The organism is Paracidobacterium acidisoli (assembly GCF_003428625.2).
GTDB classification, from domain to species: domain Bacteria; phylum Acidobacteriota; class Terriglobia; order Terriglobales; family Acidobacteriaceae; genus Paracidobacterium; species Paracidobacterium acidisoli.
The window spans coordinates 861,958-885,678 of the sequence record NZ_QVQT02000001.1; the positions used below are offsets into that span (position 1 = coordinate 861,958).

Below are 23,721 nucleotides of genomic sequence, written 5' to 3' on the forward strand. Positions count from 1 at the left end.
CATGAGTTGATTTGCGCAGCGCATGCATGCCCGGTACAGGCGACTTGCTTCGCGAATCGACACGAGAACAGATCGTAAATAAAGAGACCAATATGCCGCGTCGTATATTTTTTCTGATCGCCGTCATTGTGACGTGCTTTGCCGGACGTGGCGCTGCGCAGGTCGACCGTGCCAGCCTTACCGGAACCGTAAAAGACCCCGCGGATCGAAACATTCCCGGGGTGACGGTGACGGCAACGCAGCTTGCCACCGGGCAGCAGTTCACGACGACGACTTCAGCCAGCGGCACCTATGATCTTGCCGAGCTTCCCATAGGCTTCTACCGCGTGGTTTACAGCGCGCGCGGCTTTCGGGATAACGTGATCGATGCGGTGGAGCAGACGGTGGGCCACACGCGGACGCTGGACGTGATGCTTTCGGTCTCCGGCGGCGCAGAGCACGTTCAGGTCTCCGACGTGGGCGACCAGTTTGACCGAACTTCTGACACGCTTGGCGCGCGCATCGAGCAGCAGCAGGTGCGGCAGCTTCCGCTGAACGGAAGAAACTGGTCGACGCTGACGGCGCTGGTTCCGGGCGCAGTCGATACGGGAGGCAGCAATCAGCGCAGCATCCGCTTCGCCGGGCGCGGGCTGGACGATAACAACTTCACGTACGACGGCATCGATGCGACGAATATCGTGAACCAGGCGCAGCAGCCTTTTGTGCGGCTGGCGATTCCGACAGCGGCGATTGAAGAGTTTCGCATCGATACGATGCTGTTTACCGCCGAAGACGGAAGCACGCCGGGAGGCCAGATCGCCGTAGTCTCGCGGACGGGCACAAACGAGCTGCACGGCGAGCTCTTCGAATTTCTGCGCAACGATGTCTTCGACGCGCACAGCCCGCTCGATCCCGCAGGAATACGCAAACCGGCATTTCGCCTGAACCAGTTCGGCGGCAGCCTCGGCGGCCCCGTTCGCCACAATCGGACGTTCTACTTCGCCACATATGAAGGACTGCGCCAGGTACTGGGCCAGACGCTCACCGGCCTGGTGCCGAGCGATTCATTTCGCGCGCAGGTCTCGGAGACCAGCCCCGCGCTGGTCCCGATTCTGGGGGCTTATCCACATGGCAGCATCGAGTCGGAGAGCGATCCGCAGGTGGCCGTGTTTACCGGCTCAGGACGCCAGCTCGATCATGAGGATTCGGCGGTTCTGCGGCTTGATCATCGCTTTACAGAGAGTGACTCGGCGTACCTGCGATTTAATTTCGATGCTTCCGCGAGCGACGCGCCGATGGCGGAGAGCTCGACCTATCTCAATGACAGGCAGCTTGTCACTTCGCGCCCGGTGAACGGCGAGGCGGAGTTTCTGCATGTCTTTTCCATGCACCTGATCAACGAATCGAAAGTCGGCTTCAACCGCGGCAATGTGTACACCACGGATCAAAGCGTGCTGCAAACCCCTTATGCCATCTCGGTCTCCGGCTTCACGACGCTTTCCGGGAACGAATACAAACTCGGTGTCGGCAACTCGTTTTCCTATATCGATAACCTGACATGGAGCCGAGGAACCCACACGCTCAAGAGCGGCGTAGAGGTGCGGCGCATCCAGCTGAACCAGGGAAACACGCCGAACGGCACCATCACCTTCAGCTCTGCATCTTCTTTTCAGAACAACGCGGTGAGCTCAGCGACCTATGCAGCCGAGCTGCCCGTGAATGGTCTGCGCAAGACGGAGGTCTACTCCTATATTCAGGATGAGTGGAAGCTGCGCCCAAACCTGACGCTCAACCAGGGCGTGCGCTACACCTTCTATAACGTCTTCCACGAAATGCTGGGCCGCGCTGTTCCCTTCGAATTCAGCACATGCGGGCCGCAGGGATTTTGCCCGGCCGGCGCGAGCTTCAGCAATCCAAACACGCTGGATATCGATCCGCGGCTTTCCATCGCCTGGGCACCGGCGCGCTTCGCGAATAAAACCGTGATCCGCAGCGGCTTCGGCATCTATCACGGTGACGGACAGCTCGACGATCAGAACTTCCCGATCAGCAATGAGATCAAACAGTACTCGCTCAACTCCATTGCCGGACTTAGCTATCCGGTGACGCCCTTTCTCAGCAGCGTTCCGGGCATTGTCGCGGCGCGAGAGGCCGACCGCAACCGCAAAGATATGTATGTCACGCAGTGGGGCCTGTCTGTTCAGCAGGCGATGCCGGGCAGCGTTGTCGGCACGCTCTCGTATGTGGGCAGCAAAGGAACCTACCTGCTCGATACGACTTACATCAACCTTAAAGATCCGGTGACGGGGCTGCGTCCGTACCCCGTCTTCGGGCAGATACAGGGGCGCGGCAACCGCAACAGCAGCTCGTATGAAGGAGTGGTTCTCAGCCTGCGACGCACCTTTACACGCGGGCTGCTCGTCTCGGCGAACTATACGCTGTCACATGAGATCGATCAGGATGCGGCCGGGGGCGGTGATTCCGACTTTCCGCAGAACCCTGCCTGTCCTTCGTGCGAGCGGGCCTCGGGAGATTTCGATGTGCGTCATGGTCTGAATGTAAATGCGGTCTATGACCTTCCCTTCGGGCGAGGGCGCGCTTTTCTGAATACACCCGGCTTTGCCGGAACTGTCTTCGGATCGTGGTCGCTCACGAGCATCGTTGCGGCGCGCTCCGGTCTGCCGATCAACATCACGGAAGACCGCTCCAGCAGCTCCGTCGCTACGGGATATACCACGAGCCAGCGCCCCGATCGCGTTGCCGGCACTTCGCTCACGCCGGCTGGCGGCCGCACGCGTCTCAACTGGATCAATGCGTCGGCCTTCGTGCCTGTGCCGGATTCCGAATACGGCGATACCCCGCGCAATGTCGACCGCGGACCCGGCCTGTGGCAGGCTGACCTGGGTGTGCTGCGCGAGATTCCACTGGGAGACCGTGCGCAGGTACAGTTCCGCGGCGAGGCGTTCAATCTGTTCAACCGCGCACAGTGGAGCCTGCCGCTGGCTGACTCCTCGACCAGCACCTTCGGCCAGATCGTCAGCGTGGTCAATGCCGGCCCGGTCGGCACGGGAACTCCCCGACAGATGCAGTTTGCGCTGAAGATTCAGTTTTAGCGTGCTGGAGAAAAGCGGAGCCGCGGCATTCTAATAGGTCGCTCTGCCTCCGCTTACATCGAAGACGGCGCCGGTGGTGAATGAGTTTTCATCGGACACGAGCCATGCAACCATCGCAGCGATTTCATCTACCTCGACAAAGCGGCCGCGAGGGATCTTGCCGAGCATGTAATCGATGTGCTCCTGGGATATCTGATCGAAGATTGCGGTGCGTGCTGCCGCCGGTGTGATGCAGTTGACGGCAATGTTGCTCTTCGCTGTTTCCTTGCCCAGGGATTTTGTCAGCGCAATCACGCCGGCCTTGGAGGCGCTGTATGCCGATGCGTTTGGATTTCCTTCCTTGCCGGCGATGGATGCGATATTGACGATGCGTCCGTAATTCTGACGAAGCATGTGGGGAAGAACAGCGCGGCAGCAGAGAAATACGCCGTTCAGATTGATGTTGATCACCCGATGCCAGTCTTCGACCGGATATTCCCACGTAGTGTGGTTTGGGCCCGCAATGCCCGCGTTGGCCACCAGAATATCGACCCGCCCAAACTTTTCGACCACGGCCTGCGCTCCGCGATCGACCGATGAGGGATCGGTCACGTCAATCGTTCGGGGCTCAACGCTGCCGGTGGGCGAGAGCTGCGAGATGGCTCTTTCCAGAACGCTTTGATCGCGATCCCACAGCGAGACGGTTGCTCCCGACTGGATCAGCCGCTGGGTGATGGCAAATCCAATTCCCTGGCCTGCTCCGGTAACAATGGCGATCCGGTTCTTCAAGTCGATCTGATTCATCCTGTGCTCGTTCCCCATAGAGTGACCTGCACTGCAGCTATAAATCATAAATCGCAAACAAGCATATCAATGAACGGGAGATGTCTGCGCCGCTCGCGTCCGCATCGGCTCCCGCGGTGCGTATCCGGAAAGCGACCGCCTTAACTATGGCCACTTTTATATACAACGAGAAATACGCGCACGGTAGTATCCGAGAGAGTCAACCTGCACAGATTCAGCGACCGCGCTCTGTGCCTGCCGGAACCATGCTGGAGGTATATCGGTGAAGAATCTTTTTGAAGCCACCACGGTTGATGAAATCAAAGAGCGGATCGAGCGCCTCAGACCCGACAGCGAGAGAAGATGGGGAAAGATGAGTGTCGCGCAGATGCTGGCGCATTGCTCTGCCTGGATGGAGCTGGCAGCCGGATTGAAATCTTCGCCGCGCAGCCGGATCGGGCGCATCTTTGGACATCTCGCAAAACGTTCGGTTCTGGGGGAAGAACCGGTCCGCAAAAATATGCCCACGGACAAAATTCTGCTGATAGAGGATGAGCGGCCATTCGCAGACGAGAAGGTGCGCCTGCGGAACTGGGTCGATCGCTTTTCTGCGAACGGCCGGGAGGGCTGTACGAAGCATCCACACAGCTTTTTCGGCTCCATGACTCCTGACGAGTGGGCCATGATGGGCTACAAGCATCTCGATCATCATCTTCGGCAGTTCGGCGCTTAGGCCTTTCGAGGCACTTTATGCCGGTTTGTAAGCCGCAGCACTGAGACCCGCTCGTGATACCGGTTGCATCATGGAAGAAGCTGTATCGAATCGTGAGAGCCATATTCTCCGAAGTAAGAAAAATACTTTGAGAGCAAAATTTATTATGAATATCGTGTTTCGCAGAGATTATTATGTTGTTGCTCACGAACCAGTGACAGTTATCCCTCTGACCCGGTGAAAGCAGGAGCTCATGCACCAGATCTCACGACGCAGGTTTGTCGCGCTTACGGCGGCCGGCATTGCGGCCACACCGCTGGCGGCGATGGCACGCCCGATCGGCGGCGCGGTTACAGCGCAGGATGTCGTCGATCGCATCAAGAAGAACATCGGCGGCGACTGGACTTCGGAAACGGTCGACACGTTCAAGACCGGCGATCCCTCAACCCCTGTGACGGGTATCGTCACCACGGCGCTCGCATCGCTCGATGTGCTTGGACATGCGGTAAAGACTGGCGCAAACCTTATCATCACCTGCGAGCCGACATTCTTTTCCAAAGCCGACACGCCAACCCCTCCGGTCAGACGCCCCTTCGGACTCGGCGGCCCCGGCCGCAGCGCTCCGCCTGAAACCCCATCTGCTCCGCCTCCGCCAGATCCGGTTTTTACGGCCAAGGACGACTTCCTCAGGAAACACAACCTCGTCGTGTGGCGCTTCTCCGATCACTGGCGCCTGCGCACTCCCGATCCGTACTCGCAGGGACTCGTCGATGCATTCGGCTGGTCGAAGTTTGCCGGGTCCGGCGATCCAGGACATGTTTCTATCCCTGAAACCTCACTGGATGCGCTTGTTTCGCACGTGAAGAAATCCCTGAACTCTCGCGGCGGCATGCGCATCGTGGGCGACTCGAAGCTGCGCGTGCGGAAGGTCGCATTCCTTCCGGGATCGACTCCGATTCAGGCGTCGATCGCGACGCTTCCCGGCGTGGACACGATCATTGCCGGCGAGGTGCGCGAGTGGGAATCCGTTGAGTATGTGCGTGACACCGTGGCGCTCGGCGGAAAGAAGGCGCTGATCCTTGTGGGCCGTATCGTCTCGGAGAATCCCGGGATGCAGGTCTGCGCGCAGTGGCTGAAGACTATCGTTCCCGAGGTCGCATCGACATGGGCTCCCGTCGGCGATCCGTACTGGAGGCCAACCTTATGAGCACGCTGACTGCTGGCGAAGTCGTTACCCGCATCAAAGCCAATCTCGGCTTCCCGTGGAGGAGTACGACCTACCGCGATACCTTCAAATTCGGCGGCCCCGAAACAGTTGTTACCGGGATTGCGACGACCATGTTCTGCTCGTACGACGCGATCAAAAGCGCCTCCGAGGCAGGCTGCAATATGCTCATCCCGCACGAGGACACGTACTGGAACGATCGCGACGACCTGTCGATCGTAAGCGGCGACCCGGCCTATAAGCTCAAGGTCGACTTCATGCGCGAGCACAACATTGTCATCTTTCGCATGCACGATCACATGCACGCGCGCCGGCCCGATTTTATTTACGTCGGTCTCGCACGCGCCCTGGGACTCGAAAACCAGTGGGAGACGGCGCCACAGTCGCACCACTTCAACCTTCCACCGATCACACTCGGCGAGCTGGCGTCCACGTGCCAGAAGCGGCTCGGCGACAGAGCGCTGCGTGTTGTGGGTGATCCGGCGGCGAAGGTGAGCCGCCTGCATCTCGGCGTGGGCTACGCTACGCCATCCATCAACAGCCCCGACGTGGATGTCGTTATCAGCGGAGAGCAGCAGGAGACCGACGGCTTTCTCGACAGCCCATCTTATGTTCTCGACGCCACGACACTGGGAATTCCAAAAGGATGGATCATGCTGGGCCACAACGTGTCGGAAGAGCAGGGCATGCTCGAAATGGCTCAGTGGGTCAAATCGATCACTCCGGAGGTTCCCGTTCAGCTCGTCAGAAGCGGCGAACCCTTCTGGGCGCCGAAGTAAAACTGTCCACTCCTTCATTCCGCGTTATTTTGTCGCGGGAAGTACCCTCCAGGCCGTAAATTCCCGGCCTGGAGGAAATGCATGACGGTCTCCGACTACTGGACAGTGAGACTCAGGTTGATTGTCTGCGACAGGCTTCCGGTCGAAGAGGAGCATTGGAAGAGTGTTCGATGCTTGTGGAAGATATCAGGAATACACCTGAAGAGAACGCTCTCTCCCTGGACAGAAAGAGAACCGTATTTTCAGTCTGGGCGATGTTTCTCTTTGCCTGCTCCATAAGCGGCTTCGGTCATCTGCTGATCCGATGGGTCGGTCTCGCGGGGAGAGAACGCATGCAGCGCTGCCTCGATGACATCCAGCCCTTCGTTCAACTCGCCTTCTGAAATCACCAGCGGCGCAAGCAGGCGAATTACGTTTCCATGCGTGCCGGCAGTCACCAGAATCACTCCATGCTCGCAGGCATAGCGCGTGATCTCTCTCGTCAGCTCTGTTGCAGGCTCTTTCAGGCTGCGGTTTCTGACCAGTTCGATGGCCTGCATACTTCCCAGACCACGTACGTCTCCCACGCAGGAAAAGCGCGCCTGCCACTGCCTCGCGCGCGCGCTGAAGATTTCTCCGATCCTGACAGAGCGCTCGCACAGATGTTCTCTCTCGAAGAGATCGAGAGTCGCCAGCGCGGCCGCACACGCAAGCGGATTCCCGCCAAACGTTCCGCCTAAAGCGCCTGGCATCGAGTGATCCATAATCTCAGCCCGCCCGGTGATTCCCGCAATCGGCATACCGCTCGCAATGCTCTTTGCCGTCAGCAGAATGTCCGGCTCCAGTCCGAAGTGCTCGCATGCAAACATCCGTCCCGTCCGCCCGAACCCGGTCTGTATCTCGTCCGCAACAAGGACAATTCCGTGAGCGTCGCAGATTCTTCGCAGCTCGGGCAGAAACGCCGGAGGCGGCACAACGAAGCCGCCCTCGCCCAGTACCGGCTCAATGATGATTGCAGCAACCATCTCCGGTGAAACGCGATTCACAAATAACTCGTTCAGGGTGTCCAGTGTTCGCTCGACACAATACTCCGGAGATATCGAGGCTCCATCACGATAGGGATTGGGATAAGGAATTCTGTAAACGTCTTCCGCAAAGGGCCCAAAACCTGTCTTGTAGGGCTTCATCTTGCTCGTAAGAGACATGGCCATATAGGTGCGGCCATGAAACGCATCGTCAAAGCAAATGATTGCAGGACGCGACGTATATTCTCTCGCGATCTTCACCGCATTCTCGACGGCCTCTGCGCCGCTGTTCACGAAAAAAGTGCGCTTGGGAAAGCTTCCGGGAGTCAGCACATTCAGCCGCTCGGCCAGCCTGACGTAGCTTTCGTACGGCGCAGCCATAAAACAGGTATGCAGAAAGAGAGACGACTGCTTCTGTATTGCCTCGATGACGGCAGGATCGGCATGCCCGCCATTGACGCATCCAATGCCGCCTGCAAAATCCAGCAGCACATTTCCATCTACATCCTCAATCAACGCACCGTGCGCCCGCTTCACAAAGATTGGATTGATCTGCGCCACAGACCGGGGAACAGCCTGTGAACGCCGCTTCGTTAATGCCTGCGACCGCGGACCTGGGATCGTTGTTACAAGGGATATAGAAGACATTGGTCACCGTGTGTATCTAATTGCCGCAATAGATTGTCTTGACGTTCACGAATTCGCGAAGGCCCCAGGCTCCGAGCTCACGCCCCATGCCAGACCGCTTCACACCACCAAACGGAAGCCGGGGGTCGGAAAAAGTCATTGCGTTGATGAATACCAGCCCCGCGTCAATCTCTTCAGCAAAGCGAGACTTCTCGGATGCGTCATTCGTCCAGACGCTGGAGCCGAGACCGAACGGTGTGTCGTTCGCAAGCTCGATAGCGTCGTCTATGTCCGTGATCTTATACAGCAGCGCCACCGGGCCAAAGAATTCCTCTCGCGCCACCTGCGCATCACGCGGTATTCCCGCCAGCACCGTCGGCTCATAGTAGTTTGCGCCCGCTTCGCTTATGCGGCCGCCGGCCAGCGCTCTCGCCCCTGCCTGAATTGCCTCTCGTACCTGGCGATCGAGATCTTCGACGAAGCGCCTGTCCGCCATCGGGCCAATATCCGTATCCTTATCGTTCGGATCTCCGATACGCAGCGCCCGCACCGCCGATACGATATCCCGCTCACACTGCTCGTAAACAGACTCGGCAATCAGAAATCTCTTCGCTCCAATGCAGGACTGGCCGCAGTTCATCATGCGCGCGCGTACTCCCGTCGCGACTGCGTCCTGCAGATTTGCCGACGGCATGATGATGAACGGATCGCTGCCGCCCAGCTCGAGCACCACCTTCTTGATCGCCCTGCCAGCCGCGCTCGCTACCGCACTGCCGGCCTTCTCGCTGCCGGTCAGCGTAACTGCCGCAATGCGGTCATCGGCAATGATGTCGCTGATCATGGAAGGCTCGGCAAAGATCGCCTGAAAGACGCCCTCCTCAAAGCCCGCCCGCAGCAGGACGTCTTCGATCATCCGCGCACAACCTGGAACATTCGACGCATGCTTCAGCAGCGCAACGTTGCCTGCCATCAGCGTGGGAGCCACGAAACGAAATACCTGCCAGAAGGGATAGTTCCAGGGCATGATGCCCAGCACCGCTCCGAGGGGAAGCATTTGAACCACTGCCTCGTGAGCGCCCATTGCAATCGGTTGATCGGCTAAAAAGCCAGCGCCGTTGTCCGCGTAGTAGCGGCACACCGTGGCACACTTCGCGACCTCATCCTTCGCCGCGCTGAACACCTTCCCCATCTCACGGGTCATGATCCGAGCGATTTCCTCTCGCTCCGCGTCCAGAATCTCCGCTGCCTTTCGCAGTCTTTCGGAACGCAGGGCCAAAGCACTTCGCCGCCAGGAGCGAAACGTCTTCGAAGCCAGGCGGAGCTTTCTCTCTATCTCCTGGCCAGTGTCGGTGAGAGATTCTTTTCGCTCTTCTCTGGCAGCCGTCATACTGAAATTGTTCTGGCTCATCCGGATAATCTTCTCCCCAAACAGGCTCACGGCTTCTGACTCACTTTCCGGCAATCGCTGCTACTGCGTTGGCCTGGAGACATGCTCATGCACGATCAGCCATTTGTTCTGCTCACAGGCAAAGATCACCGTCCATCGAAATGTTGCGATGTCGTGCTTGTCGTCGCTGAGCAGTGCATCTTGATCCACCGTCGCCGTCGCCCAGACATACTCTTTGCCCGGATGAATCTCCGCATCATCGTTCACCCTGAACTTTGCGCTTCTGATGGAAGTCAGAATCCCGCTCACTCCCGCCTGAAACTCCGCCCAGCTGTTGTACTTCAGCGGCGATTCATCAAAGAACACATGCGGCCCCTGCGCATAAAACTTCGTTTGCTGGCCGGCATCAAGCTTTTCCCACCCGCTCCATATTTCCTGCAGATATGTTTTGTCCGGCGGCGGAGCCGAGCAGCTCTTCGCTTTTTCTGCCTGTGCACTCGCGGTAATCAGAAGAGCGGCAAGCATCAGAATGCACGAACAAACTACTGTCTTCTTTCTGCGAGGGCCTTTCGAATCGTTCATGACCATCCTTTCCGGTGCGAATATCTTTTCCCGCACTGCTGTCAAAACGACATACGCAATGACAGCTGCAGAATGCGCGGATCATATGTCTGCGTAACCTGCCCCAGAGTGCTTGAGTGGAAGCGATAACTCGGCGCCACGAACTGCACATTGTTCACGACGTTGAATGCCTCGGCGCGCGCAGTGAGCCTCATTCGATCGCCTGCCAGCGGAATGACTTTCTCGATAGAAAGGTCGATGTCAGAGCGGCCAGGACCAAACATGGAGTTACGCTGATACGTTCCGTAAAAGCCCTGCGGGCACGTGTTGGCTGCGATGCACGGATCGATCGCAAAATCGGAAGGACTGAAGTAAAAGTTGCCGGTGTTGCCGCCGATCGTCTGCGACCGGTGCGGGTTGAAGTAGTGGATATTGGGCGATACGACATTCGGCCGTTCCAGCTCGGAGTCTCCATATCCCGATGACCCCGGCGAAGTGGAGGAAGCCGGATATCCGATGGCCGGATTTAAGTACAGGTCGAGCGGAGTTCCCGACTGCACATAACCCACGTAGTAGAAGTTCCAGCCCTGCATCAGCAGCTTCGGTCCCGCCGTCCAGAGACGATCAAAGGCCGGTGTCCATCCGCCGCTGTAAGCGAAGCGGTTGCGCATATCCGAATCTGCATTCGAATAAAACTGATTTGGATTGTAGTAAGGAACCACCGCGCTCTGGCCGTCTCTGGCGCCGTTATTCAGCATGTGCGACCAGGTATAGGCAAGCGTAAAGAACATCGGACCCAGCTTTCCCACCGATCCCGTCGACTTTGTGAGGCTTGCAAGCAGGCCGTTATAGTTCCCGTTCGACTTGTTGTCGAATGAGATCAACGGACCAAATCCATTCACATTGTCGACAGCACCCGTCTCTGAGTTGATCAGCCTTGCCGCACCGCCCGGCATGATCGGGTTATCGTCAACCCATATCTCTTCGTGCCGCGTCAGATTGCCGGCGTAGCCGATCTGCCCCACAAGACCATCCGACAGCTGCTTCTGAACCGTGAGATTGTACTGATAGATATACGGCACCTTCATATGTGGATTGACGAAGGTGTAGCTTCCTCCATAAGGAAAGCTCGCGCCTGTCGACAGAAACGATGCTCCGCGTGGTGTCGGCTTGCTCGGATACGGATCGATGATGCCCAGCGGCGCTTCGCAGAAAGTGCTTGTCGGGTCGGGGCTCGAACAGGCCGAGGGATAAGGATTGCTCAGCAGCTGATTCGGGCCGTTCGCGAGCTCATTCGGAACGAAGAAGAAATTGACGGAGGCGAACCATGGCGGATAACCATTCGCCCAGTCGGACATGGTCCCGTTGATCATGTCATAGAATTTGCCGAAGCCGCCGCGAATGCTCGTCGCTCCGTTTCCCGATACGTCATACGCAAATCCAACCCGTGGCGCGAAGTCCGTACGATCAGGAAAATACCAGCCCTTCGGCGCGCCCTTGTCTCCGGGAACCACGAGTCCAAGCGGCATGTCAGTAAAGTACGAATCCGTCAGCCCGGGAATCACACTGTAGGTGTAACCGTGTGTGTCGGTCTCCGGCTCGGTGTAGTCGTAGCGAAGCCCCAGTGTCAGCACAAGCCGGGAGGTGGCCTTCCACTCGTCCTGAGCAAAGAGCCCGAGCTGGCTCTGGTGTTCGTTGTTCGGGGACCGCGCCGACTGAATATAATTGTCCGGCGCGCCGAGAAGAAAATCCGCCAGATCATTGCCCGATGCGACCGGGAAATAACTGTCGAAGTCGAATGACCCGTTGCCGTTGTAGGAGTAGACCGTATTCTCCTGAAGGTTGCTGAAGGCCGCGCCAAACTTCAGCGTGTGAGATTTCACAATCCACGTCAGCACATCGGAGGCTCCATAGGTGTTATCCGCCTTGCTCGACGGCCAGTTAGCGTTGTAACTCACATTCATACCGCTGGTGAAGGTAAGAATGGGAGGACCATAGCTGCGATCGACATTGATGTTGACCCCCAGCGCCGTTGGCGAGGGCGTGTTGTTGAGAATGACGTTCAGGTACTGGTGCCGCTGCGCCGTGCCGTGCGCGTCATTCAGCAGAGAGGCCGTAAATACCTTCGTATAATCCAGATTTAAAGCGCCGTTCACCGTGTTGGTGCCGCCATTGAACCCAGGGACATTGGTCACCAGAAAGGGGTTGGCCACCTTTTCGGAGTTATAAGCGACTGTGAACTCGAAGTGATCGCTCTGCGTGGGATACCACGTCCCCTTGCCGTCGTATTCATCAAAGTTATCCAGCGCCGCCGCCTGAGGAGAGATCGTACCGCTCGGAGACGATGGAATCAGCCCGGCACTAATGTAGTTATGCGCAATGCCGTCAATCCGCGTGGGATCGATAATGCCCTGCGATGCCAGCGTCGCATCGGGCTGGTAGTACGAGTGAGACTGCAGGAACGATACCACCCCTGGATCGGGCGCCGGCTGTCCGCTGGCATCCGTCGCAGCCTGAGAGAAGTCTCCATTGATCTCTGCAGGCGTATATACCGTCACTGCGGGTTCGGTCAGCTTCTGCGATTGCCTTTGCCCCTGGTAAGCGAAGAAATAGAACAGCTTGTCTTTTACGATGCGGCCGCCGATCGTCCCGCCAAACTGATTGCGCTTGAGTACCGGACGCGGCTGCCCGTTCTGGTTGTCAAAGAAATCGTTCGCATTAAATGCGTCGTTGCGAAGAAAATCGAAGAGGCTGCCGTGCATCTGGTTTGTGCCCGATTTGGTCACAACTGTAACGACTCCGCCTCCGTTGCGCCCGTATTCCGCGGAGTAGTTATTCGCCAGAATACGGAATTCGGCAACAGCATCCGGGTTCGGATTCGCAACGACATTGTTGCTCTCCACGTCGTTGTTCACGCCGCCATCCAGAATGAAGGAGACCGAGTTGGTCCGTCCGCCTGCGATGCTGAAGCTCAGCGCGGCACCGGGCTTTCCCTCCGTCGGCGTAACGCCCGCCTGGGTCGTGGCAAGAGAGAGTGTGTTTCTTCCATTGAGCGGCAGGTTTTGAATTGGAGCACCTGTTACTGTGCCGCTTACCGTCGGACTCACCGTCTCTACCTGCTCGGTGACAGTATTCACATGCACCGTCGTGGTGCTTGATCCTACCGTCAGCTTGCCGTCGATACGCAGCGCCTGATTGATATTCAGCGGCGCAGGCTTCGTCACCAGATCGCTGAAGCCCGACGCTGAAATCTGAATGCTGTAGCTTCCGATAGGCAGGTTGAGAATCTCGTACGAGCCGTCTCCCTTGGTCGTCGTACTCGATTTCGCTCCTGTGGCGACATCGGTAGCGGCAACGCTCGCACCAGGAATGACGTGTTCCTGCGTATCGGTGACAACACCGATGATCCGTCCGGTGCTGGTCTGTGCCATAGAGACGCTCGCTGACAGGGTTGCCAGAATCAGGGTAAGTGCTACATGCGACAGCCTTGTACATCTATTTCGTATGTTATGTTTTATCGACATTCCGACTCCCTCTTTTACCTGACCTCAGGAAACTTACAGGGGCCTGCAGTACGTATCTCCGTGCGACCTGAGCGACCAGCCGGTATTGGCATCGATGAACTATTTCGCGCTCGCTTCAGGCTTCGCGGTGGAATGTTGTGCGTTGTATGCCTTCCACTCTTCGTCGATGATGTATGCGTGAATCTGGTCCGCCTCTTTCGTCGTAAGCTTTGTGACCGGGGGATATTCCAGATCCTTCACGCCGAAGCCCAGCATGCCCTGCTTTTCGTGACTGCCCGCCATCACAATGGCGTACCACTGCTGGTGGACACTTTCGGGCATATAACGCAGATCGGGGATATCTCCATCGGCGCCGCTCGCCTGATCTGTCCACGCTCCACTCCCGTCGAGATGCGGAGAATGGCAGCCTTCGCAGAGATGAGACTCGGCCAGAATGCGGCCCTGGGCGATATCTTCTTTGCTGAAGGTCTGAACAGGCGGTTTCGGAACTTCGGGAACAACAATATGGGGATTGGGTAGAGCGGCAGTGCCGCCTAATTTAAAAGCAATCAGTCCGGATGGGCCGTACTTCGTCTCCATCGTGACCATCATGCTCGCAGGGCCAAATATTCTGGACGCCGACCCCCAGCCGATGGGCACCACAACATACTGCTCGCCGCCGGCACTATATGTAATCGGTACAGAATCGATCGCGGAGCCCGTTTTTACTGACCACAGCTTCTTTCCGCTGTCGGCCGTGTAGGCTGAGAACTCTCCGGTACCTTCACCCTGAAAGACCAGATTGCCCGCCGTCGATACCGGTGATCCGTTCACGGCAATCGGCTCCTGCACCGACCAGCGCGCTTCGTTCTTCACCGGGTCCCACGCGATCAGACGGCCGAAGAAGGACCGCCCCGAGGGATGCGTATTAAAGTCCGGAGTGCTCGCATGATGCGGGTCCTGGCTGTCCGTGATCGGCACATAGACGAGGCCTGCATCCGGGCTGTAACTCATCGGCCACCAGTTGTGCACCGTCCACTGGAAGTTTTCCTTCCTTCCAGCCGGAGGCGTCACCTCGACCGGCCGCCCGGTCGTCAGATCCAGAGAGTGCGCCCAGGTCGTGTTCACCATGGGGCCACCGTTGATCAGCTTTCCGTTCGTCGCGTCGAGCACATAGAAGAAACCATTCTTCGGCGCGGTCATCGCGACGTGACGCTTCTGTCCGTTGATGACGAGATCGGCGATGATGATGTGGAAGTTTTCGGTCTGATGGTACTTGCCACTCGTCTGGTAGTGCCATACGTACTGACCGGTATCGGCGTTGATCGCGACGATCGAGCCGGCGTACAACTTATCCCCTGCGGGAGTCTGGTGCTGACGCGTGCCCTCGCCGGCATGCGCGCCGGCATTTCCGAAAACAATCAGGTTTGTCTGTGGATCATATGTAATCGCATCCCAGACGTCTCCGCCACCGACCTTCCAGTACTCCGGCCCCTGCCAGGTCTTGCGCGCCATCTCCAGCGCCGCCGGCTCCGGCCCCAGCGCGGGATCGCCAGGAACCGTCCAGAAGCGATACGCTTCCTTGCCGGTCTGCGCATCGAATGCGACGATGGAGCCGCGCGATTCATCATCGGAGCCGTTGTAACCAATGAAGACCTTGCCCCGAGCCACATGCGGAGCACCGGTGCTGCCCGTCCACTTTGGGTCGCAGACCTGCGACGCCCACAACTGCCTGCCGCTCGCGGCATCCACGGCAAACAATCTGCAGTCGCCCGTCGCGACATAAACCTTCCCCTCCCAGACCGCAACGCCGCGATTCACCCTCACCGCGTAGGAGTTCTGCGTGCTCACGCCGCGTTCAGCCTTTGGATCAAATCTCCAGATCTGTTTTCCGGTGGAGGCATTCACCGCATAAACAATGTCGAGGGCCGCAGTGACATAGAGCGTTCCATCGACCTCAATCGGCTCCGATGACATACCCATCGCGCTGTCGATGGGCAGATACCATGCCACGCCGAGGCTGTTCACGTTCTGGTCGTTGATCTGCTTCAAGGGGCTGAAGTGCTGCTCTCCAAAACCTCTTCCCGCAACCATCCAGTCCGGACTCGCCGCCGTCTGATCGAGAACTCGCTCCGCGGTCACATTTCCCGCGGCTGCCGGGTCGGATGCAGATCGCTGCCCCGCTCGCGCGCACGAAACCACAAGTCCAACAAGGGCTGCAACGGATATGCCCGCACCCAGAAAAACACGTACGGCTTTCGTCATTCTCGGCCTCACACTCTCTGAAGTAAGCAAACCTTACGATAACTTCTATACGATAATGCGAGAGGCTATGTGACATTCGGCGATTGTGTCAAGAAGAAAAATGAGTTGCCCCGCTGCTTTTTTTACGCTGCCTCAGAGCCAGGGCAGAAAGAGCGCTTTCGGCGGCGAACAGGCAGAGCAGGGGTCATAGCCCGGTGAAATGCGCGAATACTACCTATGGATGTGAGCACCGAATCTGCAGCACAGCCTCTGTGCCAGAGTGTGGACAGAGAGTTTTAACTGCCTGTCGAGATTGTGACCATTCCGGATATGAACTGGTATGCTAGGCCTTTGTGGTTTATAACCTTCAGGAAACCTGAGAAAGCTGCAAAACCTCTGCATTCCCCGTCATATCAGAAGCAGAGGCGGACAAGAATCGAAGCAACAAAGAACAATGGAACACTCTTCTGGCAAGAAAGCGCCCGGTAATTCGAATGGCTCAAAGCTTTTTAAAGTAGGCGAGGCCGCACAGCTACTGGGCATTTCCGCATCGATGATTCGGGCCTGGGAAAAGCTTGGACTTGCCCGCCCTCTCAGAACCAGCAGCAGCTATCGCCTTTACACTCCCGCAGACATACGAGTACTGAAGCGCGCCGTATATCTGCGCAAGGTACTCGGCCTGAATGCCCAGGCGATCGTTCATCAGCTGAAGCAGGAGGGCGTTCTCTCCGAATCCCCCACCAGCTCGCTCGACAGCGTGACTCTCGGTATCCAGTTGCGCCGGCTTCGTAAATCGAGCGAGCAGTCTCTGGTGCAGGTCGCACAGGAGCTGGGCATCTCGGTCGGCTTCCTCAGCAACCTCGAACGCGGCCATGAGCAGGCTTCCATCGGTGTCCTGCGCAGGCTTGCGCAGCATTATGGGGTCAATATTGTTGACCTGTTTACCTCGGCGAACGAGACCGCGATTCCCCACGTCAAACCGAGGGAACGCAAGCTGCTTTCCGGCACCGCCGGCGTTCGGATGGAACTCCTTGCATGGGGCAAGATCATGATGGAACCCCACATCTTTCGCATTGCTCCCAAGGCCGGCAGTCCCGATTTCTATTCGCACGACGGCGAAGAATTCATCTATGTTATCGCCGGCCAGCTCACCATCCATCTGCAGGAAACGGTCTACCAGCTCGAAACATCCGACAGCTTCTATTTCGCCAGCAAGACGCCGCACCGTTGGATCAATCCGGGAAAAACGGAAGCAACGGTCCTGTGGATCAATACGCCGCCCACTTTCTAAAAGCTGTTGACGGCGCCTTCGGAACTGGCGTACGCTTTACCCGATTTAATTATCGTAAGGTCGTAAACCCCACCGAATTTGTATGGTGACCGGGTTTTGGAGCATGGTGTGCGCTCTCTGACTTCGTCTGGATCGAAGTCACCAGGCGGCGGCGGCTTTGCTCTTCGGGAGGCGTAAAAGATTGATGGAACGTTATGCGATGTTTATCGACGGTGAATTTGTGCCCGCTCACGATGCGAGCGTATTCCCCGTCTACGATCCCTCCACGGAAGAAATCATCGCAGAGGTACCAGCCGCCGGCTCTGCCGATGTCGATCGCGCGGTCCGGGCCGCTCGCAGCGCCTTCGACTCAGGTGCATGGCCGGGAACCACCGCACAGGAGCGCGGGCGTCTGCTCTTCCGCCTGGCCGATTCCATCCGGCAGCACGCTGCATCGCTGGCTCAGCTCGAAGCGCGGAACAGCGGAAAGCCTGTTGTCGAGGCAGAGTTCGATATCGCTGACACTGCGACCTGTTTTGAGTACTATGGCGGCCTTGCCACCAAAATCCTGGGACAGGTGAACCCTGTTCCCGACGATGCTCTGAGCCTTTCTCTGTCGGAGCCCATCGGCGTCGTCGCGCAGATTATTCCCTGGAACTATCCTCTGCTGATGGCGGCATGGAAACTAGCGCCCGCTTTGGCCGCCGGCTGTACCTGCGTGCTGAAGCCTGCGGAGCAGACGCCGCTCACCATCCTCGAGCTGGCGCGAAGCTTCAACGAGATCGGCTTTCCGCCAGGCGCGATCAACATTGTTACGGGACTCGGCGCCGATGCAGGCGCTCCTCTCGTTGCGCATCCTGAAGTCGACAAGATCTCCTTCACCGGCAGCAACGCAACTGGCAAAGGCATTCTGAAGGTTGCCGCAGACTCCATCCGGCGCGTCACTCTTGAGCTGGGTGGAAAATCCCCCAATATCTTTTTCGCCGACGCAGATTTTGAAGCCGCCGTCGATGGGGCTCTGTTCGGCGTTTTCATCAATCAGGGAGAAGTCTGCTCTGCAGGAAGCCGCATCCTCGTGCAGCGTCCGATCTATTCGAAGTTTGTCGAAGCCATGACAGCAAAAGCTGCAACTATCAGACTCGGGCCGCCCCTCTCCCGTGATACAAAGATGGGGCCGCTCGTGAGCAGGCGGCAGTTTGAGCGCGTGCGCGCCTATCAGGAGCTGGGCAAACAGGAGGGAAAGCTGGTACTCGGCGGCGGCAGAGCCAGTGGATTCGATCGAGGCTTCTACATCGAGCCCACCATCTTCGCCGATGTCAGCAACAGCGCCCGCATCGCGCAGGAAGAGATCTTCGGGCCCGTCGCCGCGGTCATTCCCTTCGATGACGAAGAAGATGCAGTTCATATTGCAAATGACACGCCCTTCGGTCTGGCGGCCGCGGTGTGGTCCAGAGATATCTATCGCGTATTCCGCGTCCTGAAGAAAATCCGCGCGGGCGTGATCTGGGTCAACCACATGCAGCCCACTTATGTTGAGGCCCCGTGGGGCGGATATAAGCAGTCGGGAATCGGACGTGAGCTCGGCCCACGCGGCATTGAGCAATACCTTGAGACCAAGCAGGTTCACATCAATCTGAATGAGAAGCCGCTCGGCTGGTATTGAGACGCGCCGCCTTCAGATAATTTGTGCTCATGACAGGAACAGATGTCAGTGAAAGGAACAACGGCGACAGAACCATGGCAGGAAAACGGTCTTCCACACTCTTCGCAGTCTGCCGCGTAACGGTTTTTTGTATAGCGGCGAGCTTCGTCTTTCTGGCTTCATCCTGGTCAGCGAATGGACAAACGCATTCCACAGCATACACCGCAAAAGGACAAAAGATATTCAAGGCCAATTGCACGATGTGCCATGACGACGACGGAACAGCGAGCGGCCCGACAGGCAAAGCTCTGGGCGCAGCGAATCTCACATCTCCTGCTATTCGGAAGGAATCGAACGAGGCCCTGGCTCACTTCATCAGCGCCGGCAAAGGTAAGATGCCCTCTTTTCAGACAACCCTGACACAGCAGCAGATCGCCGATGCCGTGCAATATATTCGTTCGCTGGGAAATACCGGAGCGGCACACAGATAAGAAACGGGAAAGACGATACATCCGGCGCCGCGATTCCCGCTCTTCATCCCCTCCGGCGCGCTGCGGCAAAGAAAAATGAAAACGCTCTTCAGGTGAAGGTGCATGACCGACAAAACGATCAGTCAGAGACTGGATCAGGACTCTGCTCAGCTTCAGGCACTGGGATACAGCTCGAACTTTGAGCGAACGATGACCGTATGGGAGAACTTCTCTCTCGGATTTACCTATCTCTCACCGGTTGTCGGAGTCTACAGCGTATTCGCTCTGGCGGTCACCAGCGGTGGGCCGCCCATGTTCTGGAACTACATATTAGTTGGTCTCGGCCAGTTGCTGGTCTGTCTGATCTTCGGTGAGATCGTCTCGCAGTTCCCCATCTCCGGTGGAATCTATCCATGGTCCAGACGCCTGGTGGGCAAGCGCTGGGCATGGATGGCAGGCTGGGTCTATCTGTGGGCACTCTGCACGACGATTGCAGCCGTCGCCGTCGGTGGCGCTCCTTATCTCGCCGCGCTGGCCGGCATCCGGTCGACGCACTCCGGAGATATCTTCATCGCGTTAGCAATGGTTTGCGTTACCACGCTGCTGAATGTCAGCGGCACCCGTCTTCTGGCCCGTGTTGCCATGATCGGCTTCGTGTGCGAGCTGGCGGGCGCGATCGTCGTGGGTTCGTATCTGTTGCTCTTCGCACGCCATCAGCACTTTGCGATTTTGTTTCAGACTTTCCATGTCGAAGGCAGCGGATCATACTTCTATGCCTTCGTAGCCTCGAGCGTCGCGGCCATGTTCTGCTACTACGGCTTTGAGGCCTGCGGCGATGTGGCCGAGGAGACACCCAATCCCGGCGTTGCCATTCCCAAGGCCATGCGGATGACGATCTATATAGGAGGAGCCGCAGCCATCTTTGTCACCCTGGCTCTGCTGCTTGCCATTACCGATATGCCATCCGTTATTTCCGGCAAAGACGCGGACCCTGTCGTCACCGTGTTGCGCAATGCTCTGGGGCCTCTCGGCGTTCGCATCGTGATGGCCATCGTTCTGATCTCGTTCTTCTCCTGCCTTCTGAGCCTGCAGGCAGCGACAAGCCGCCTTCTGTTCTCCTATGGCCGGGACGGAATGATCGTCGGCAGCAGGTACCTGAATAAGCTTTCCGAACGGACGCGCATGCCCATCGCGGCTCTGATCATCGCGGGCCTTATCCCTGCCATCATCGTGATGATCGGCTTTTTCCTTGAGAATGCAGTCCGCACGATCATTGTGTTCGGCTCTGCGGGAATTTATGTCGCATTCCAGATGGTCGTTCTGGGTGCTTTAATCGCGAGATCCAAAGGCTGGAAGCCGACGGGACGCTTCCGGCTGAATGGATGGGGCTGGCCGGTCAATATAGCGGCGCTCGCCTACGGCATTGCGGCCATCATTAATATGATGTGGCCCCGAAGTCCGTCCGATCCGTGGTATCTGAACTACGGAATGATCATGACCAGCGTCATTGTTCTGGCATGCGGCGCGGTCTACATGATTCTTTTGCGGCCGTATGAAAAAGGAACAGCGCCCGCAGGCGATGCGCATAGGATTGCAGCTCAGCTCGCCGGAGCCGAAGTGAGTTCAGGAGTCGAATCGGGCTCTTAGCTGCACGTGGGCACCAGCGAAAACATCCAGTTTGTTTACCATCGGTTGATTCCCCGGATGATCAAGTCCGACAACGAATGGCAGGAACCATCATCGTGCGTTGTGCCGCTTAGGCAACGTGTCGCCTTCACAGCAACTACCTTCAGCTTCCAGCTTACTGAATGCGCGTGAATGGGCTGAGGTGCAAGTTCGTCTCGGGAACACTCGTCCAGTTGCATTTCTCGAATGCACAGATCAAACATTTAAATACGGCCGAGATCCTGCATTTGTACCAATGAATTCTCAGGAATTCCGGGTCATCGACTGTTAACAGGAACCGTGTAAATTTCATGTTCAGCGGCTGTCGGAGTACCTGATTCTACTCGCTCACGCAAATTCCAGTGGGCGCATTTCCGATGCTGTTGCGAGATATCTCATTGTCCTCAGGCAATCCCACAGAACGAATGCTGCCGGTGCCACTTCTCTGGACGAGAGAAGAGCTTCGCATCGTGGAGCTGCCGGATGGTGCCCAACCCCGGTGCCTGAGCGACGAAAATCTGCTGACGGCGCTGAAGGGCAGGGACAGAGACGCGCTCGCAGAGGTGTTTCAGCGTTATTCACGGCTGGTCTTCAGCATCGGCTTTCGAATTTTGCGCGATGCCGGTGAAGCCGAAGATCTGGTGCAGGAAGTTTTCCTTTTTCTCTTTCAGAGGGCTGAGCTTTTCGATGAGAAAAAGGGCGGCGCGAAAGCGTGGATTGTTCAGATCGCCTGGCACCGGTCGCTGGACCGCCGCGAGTATCTGCACCGGCGGAGCTTTTATTCTGGTACAGATGTGAGCACATTATCCGATACTCTTACGGGGACGGAGGATGTGGAAGACGATCTTGCGTCAAAGCTCAGCCGGGAGCGGTTAAAAGAAGCCTTTCAGAGCCTTTCGGACCGGCAGCGCCTGACCCTGGAGCTGTTCTTTTTTGAGGACCTGGATCTTCGTGAAATTGCGGCGCGTCTGGATGAGTCGTTCGAAAATGTTCGCCATCATTACTATCGCGGGCTTCAGAAGCTCAGGAAAGACGCGTTCGTAGAGAAGCTCAGAGGCAGGAAGCAGTCATGATGGGATTCGGACCCTCACTGGAGCACGATCAATACGAGGAGCTGTGCGCTCTGGCGACCGCTGGTGTTCTCAGCCCCGCGGAGTCAAAGCGTCTGACGGATCATCTGGAGAGTTGCGCCGAGTGCAGAGAGGCACTGGAGCAATATCAGGCTGTCGCAACCGATGGTATGTCTTTTCTCGCGAAGACGTTTGGCGTTCATGCGGATGCAGATGCGGATGGGTTCGATGAATCCTCTGCTCTGAGGCGTCTGATGCAGACGGCCGAACCGGAAGGAACCCAGCCGGCGCCATCAGCCGCCGTGGTAAGTAAAGCGCGTGTGCCACACAGAACCTGGGCTCGCGGTCTGGTCGCGGCATGTGTCGTGTGCGGTGCAGGTGTGGGAGCATACTGGGCGGGCACGCACTCGGCGAATGCTCGTCTGCAGGGAGTCAGCGCGCGATCACAATCTACTCTGGACCGAGCGAAAGTGGAAACACAGACGCTCGAAGGAACGATTCTGGCAGACAATCGCCGGATTGCAGCTCTGGAGCAGCAGTCAGCCACAGAGCAGAATGATATCGAGGCGCTTCGCACGCAGACCGAGGGTGCCACGCAGCACGTAATACAGATGACTGCTGCTGCGGACAGAGCCAGGAGCGAGTCGGATGCGCAGATGGCTGCTCTCCGGCAGGAGCGGGATGTGACTGCGGGTAAGCTGCACGATGCGGAGAAGATGTACCAGGCCGTTCAGTACGAGCTGAACACGCTGCGGACGCAGCATCAGCAGGATCAGGTGCATCTGGCATCACTCGAAACCAGTGTCGACAATCTTAACGGCCAGCTCAGCGAGCAAAACAAACGCTCCGGAACAGATGAGCACTATCTCGCTGCCGACAAAGACATCCGGGACCTGATCGGCGCGCGCAATCTCTATATTGCGGACATCATGGATGTAAATGACACCGGTCAGTCCAGAAAACCTTTCGGCCGCGTCTTCTATACCAAAACCAAATCGTTGATCTTTTATGCCTACGATCTGGATCGGCAGCCCGGCGTGAGGCGCACCAGCACCTTTCAGGTTTGGGGACGCACCAGCCCCAATGACCGCAAGCCCATCAATCTTGGCATACTCTACATGGACAGCGAAACGAACCGGCGCTGGACGCTTCGTGTGAACAGCCCTGAACAACTCGCCAGACTCGACTCTGTTTTCGTCACCATCGAGCCCCACGAGCAGACGGACAGGCCCACCGGAAAACCCTTCCTCTATGCATCGCTGCAGCGTGTGGCCAATCATCCGTAGATCTCATCTGTAAAGCTTCGGTTACATCTTCGAAGAGCACGGTACAGATCGCGCAATGCGCCACGTAATAGTGGGCAGAACCGCCGAGCTTATCCGTGCTTTCGAGGAGGAACCAGTTTTCATGCGCCGCGCAGCCATCACCCTACTCTGCGTTTTGTTTTTTGCCGGTCATTTGTTTGCACAGGCAGGGAACGCCAGCCTGACAGGATTTATTCAGGACTCATCCAAGGCCTTCATTCCGGGCGTTCGAGTAACTGCCATCAATACTGATACAAATCAGCAGTTTGAAGGGGAAACGAATAAAGCCGGAAGCTACAGCCTTTCTGCTCTGCCGGTGGGACCGTATCGGATGCAGATTGAGAAGCTGGGTTTCCGGACCATCCTGAAAGAAGGCTTGTTCCTGCACACTCAGGATGTCCTGC

The 23,721-nt window shown here is 57.4% G+C and carries 16 protein-coding genes and 1 pseudogene; 11 read left to right on the plus strand and 6 right to left on the minus strand.

What is annotated here, in order from left to right:
* Positions 1-92 precede the first annotated feature (92 nt).
* A complete protein-coding gene (locus D0Y96_RS03650) occupies positions 93-3,092 on the plus strand; it encodes a TonB-dependent receptor (RefSeq protein WP_158562159.1) in 3,000 nt (999 codons plus the stop codon).
* A gap of 30 nt (positions 3,093-3,122) precedes the next feature.
* Here the strand turns inward: D0Y96_RS03650 and D0Y96_RS03655 are convergent, their stop codons facing one another.
* Positions 3,123-3,875: an SDR family NAD(P)-dependent oxidoreductase gene (locus D0Y96_RS03655; RefSeq protein ID WP_117298039.1), complete on the minus strand. Its 753-nt coding sequence runs from the start codon at positions 3,873-3,875 to the stop codon at positions 3,123-3,125.
* A 262-nt stretch (positions 3,876-4,137) separates the two neighbouring features.
* Between D0Y96_RS03655 and D0Y96_RS03660 the strand changes: the two genes are divergently transcribed.
* The 3 genes from D0Y96_RS03660 to D0Y96_RS03670 all read left to right on the plus strand — a co-directional run bounded on the left by D0Y96_RS03660 (position 4,138) and on the right by D0Y96_RS03670 (position 6,570).
* A complete protein-coding gene (locus D0Y96_RS03660; RefSeq protein ID WP_117297945.1) occupies positions 4,138-4,587 on the plus strand; it encodes a DUF1569 domain-containing protein in 450 nt (149 codons plus the stop codon).
* A 232-nt stretch (positions 4,588-4,819) separates the two neighbouring features.
* Positions 4,820-5,773 (plus strand): Nif3-like dinuclear metal center hexameric protein, encoded by a 954-nt coding sequence (locus D0Y96_RS03665; protein WP_117297946.1) that lies wholly within the window; start codon positions 4,820-4,822, stop codon positions 5,771-5,773.
* Positions 5,770-6,570, plus strand: a complete 801-nt coding sequence (locus D0Y96_RS03670; protein ID WP_158562161.1) for a Nif3-like dinuclear metal center hexameric protein — start codon at positions 5,770-5,772, stop codon at positions 6,568-6,570. The genes D0Y96_RS03665 and D0Y96_RS03670 overlap by 4 nt, the downstream gene beginning before the upstream one ends.
* 242 nt (positions 6,571-6,812) lie before the next feature.
* Here D0Y96_RS03670 and gabT read toward each other — a convergent pair whose 3' ends face one another.
* The 5 genes from gabT to D0Y96_RS03695 form a co-directional block, all read right to left on the minus strand.
* Positions 6,813-8,222: a 4-aminobutyrate--2-oxoglutarate transaminase gene (gene gabT, locus D0Y96_RS03675; RefSeq protein ID WP_117297948.1), complete on the minus strand. Its 1,410-nt coding sequence runs from the start codon at positions 8,220-8,222 to the stop codon at positions 6,813-6,815.
* A 16-nt stretch (positions 8,223-8,238) separates the two neighbouring features.
* Positions 8,239-9,588 (minus strand): NAD-dependent succinate-semialdehyde dehydrogenase, encoded by a 1,350-nt coding sequence (locus D0Y96_RS03680; protein WP_199480174.1) that lies wholly within the window; start codon positions 9,586-9,588, stop codon positions 8,239-8,241.
* An 81-nt stretch (positions 9,589-9,669) separates the two neighbouring features.
* Complete coding sequence (locus D0Y96_RS03685; RefSeq protein WP_158562162.1) at positions 9,670-10,170, minus strand: nuclear transport factor 2 family protein; 501 nt, start codon at positions 10,168-10,170, stop codon at positions 9,670-9,672.
* Positions 10,171-10,211: 41 nt separating this feature from the next.
* Complete coding sequence (locus D0Y96_RS03690; RefSeq protein ID WP_158562164.1) at positions 10,212-13,580, minus strand: TonB-dependent receptor; 3,369 nt, start codon at positions 13,578-13,580, stop codon at positions 10,212-10,214.
* Positions 13,581-13,772: 192 nt separating this feature from the next.
* Entirely contained in the window at positions 13,773-15,794 is a 2,022-nt protein-coding gene (locus tag D0Y96_RS03695; protein WP_215601606.1) for an outer membrane protein assembly factor BamB family protein, read from the minus strand.
* Between the two features lie 556 nt (positions 15,795-16,350).
* On the opposite strand from D0Y96_RS03695, the gene D0Y96_RS03700 reads away from it, so the two are divergent.
* The 7 genes and pseudogenes from D0Y96_RS03700 to D0Y96_RS20665 form a co-directional block, all read left to right on the plus strand.
* Positions 16,351-17,187: a cupin domain-containing protein gene (locus D0Y96_RS03700; RefSeq protein ID WP_117297953.1), complete on the plus strand. Its 837-nt coding sequence runs from the start codon at positions 16,351-16,353 to the stop codon at positions 17,185-17,187.
* Between the two features lie 184 nt (positions 17,188-17,371).
* Positions 17,372-18,829, plus strand: a complete 1,458-nt coding sequence (locus D0Y96_RS03705; protein ID WP_117297954.1) for an aldehyde dehydrogenase family protein — start codon at positions 17,372-17,374, stop codon at positions 18,827-18,829.
* Between the two features lie 74 nt (positions 18,830-18,903).
* Positions 18,904-19,299 (plus strand): c-type cytochrome, encoded by a 396-nt coding sequence (locus tag D0Y96_RS20660; protein ID WP_158562165.1) that lies wholly within the window; start codon positions 18,904-18,906, stop codon positions 19,297-19,299.
* Positions 19,300-19,401: 102 nt separating this feature from the next.
* On the plus strand, positions 19,402-20,925 hold the full coding sequence (locus D0Y96_RS03715) for an APC family permease (protein WP_117297956.1): 1,524 nt from the start codon (positions 19,402-19,404) through the stop codon (positions 20,923-20,925).
* A 443-nt stretch (positions 20,926-21,368) separates the two neighbouring features.
* Positions 21,369-22,016, plus strand: coding sequence for an RNA polymerase sigma factor (locus D0Y96_RS03720; protein WP_158562167.1), 648 nt, complete (start codon positions 21,369-21,371; stop codon positions 22,014-22,016).
* Complete coding sequence (locus D0Y96_RS03725; protein WP_117297958.1) at positions 22,013-23,299, plus strand: zf-HC2 domain-containing protein; 1,287 nt, start codon at positions 22,013-22,015, stop codon at positions 23,297-23,299. Before D0Y96_RS03720 ends, D0Y96_RS03725 begins: the two co-directional genes overlap by 4 nt.
* A gap of 121 nt (positions 23,300-23,420) precedes the next feature.
* Positions 23,421-23,678: pseudogene (locus D0Y96_RS20665) on the plus strand (carboxypeptidase-like regulatory domain-containing protein); the annotation flags it as partial.
* Between the last annotated feature and the right edge of the window lie 43 nt (positions 23,679-23,721).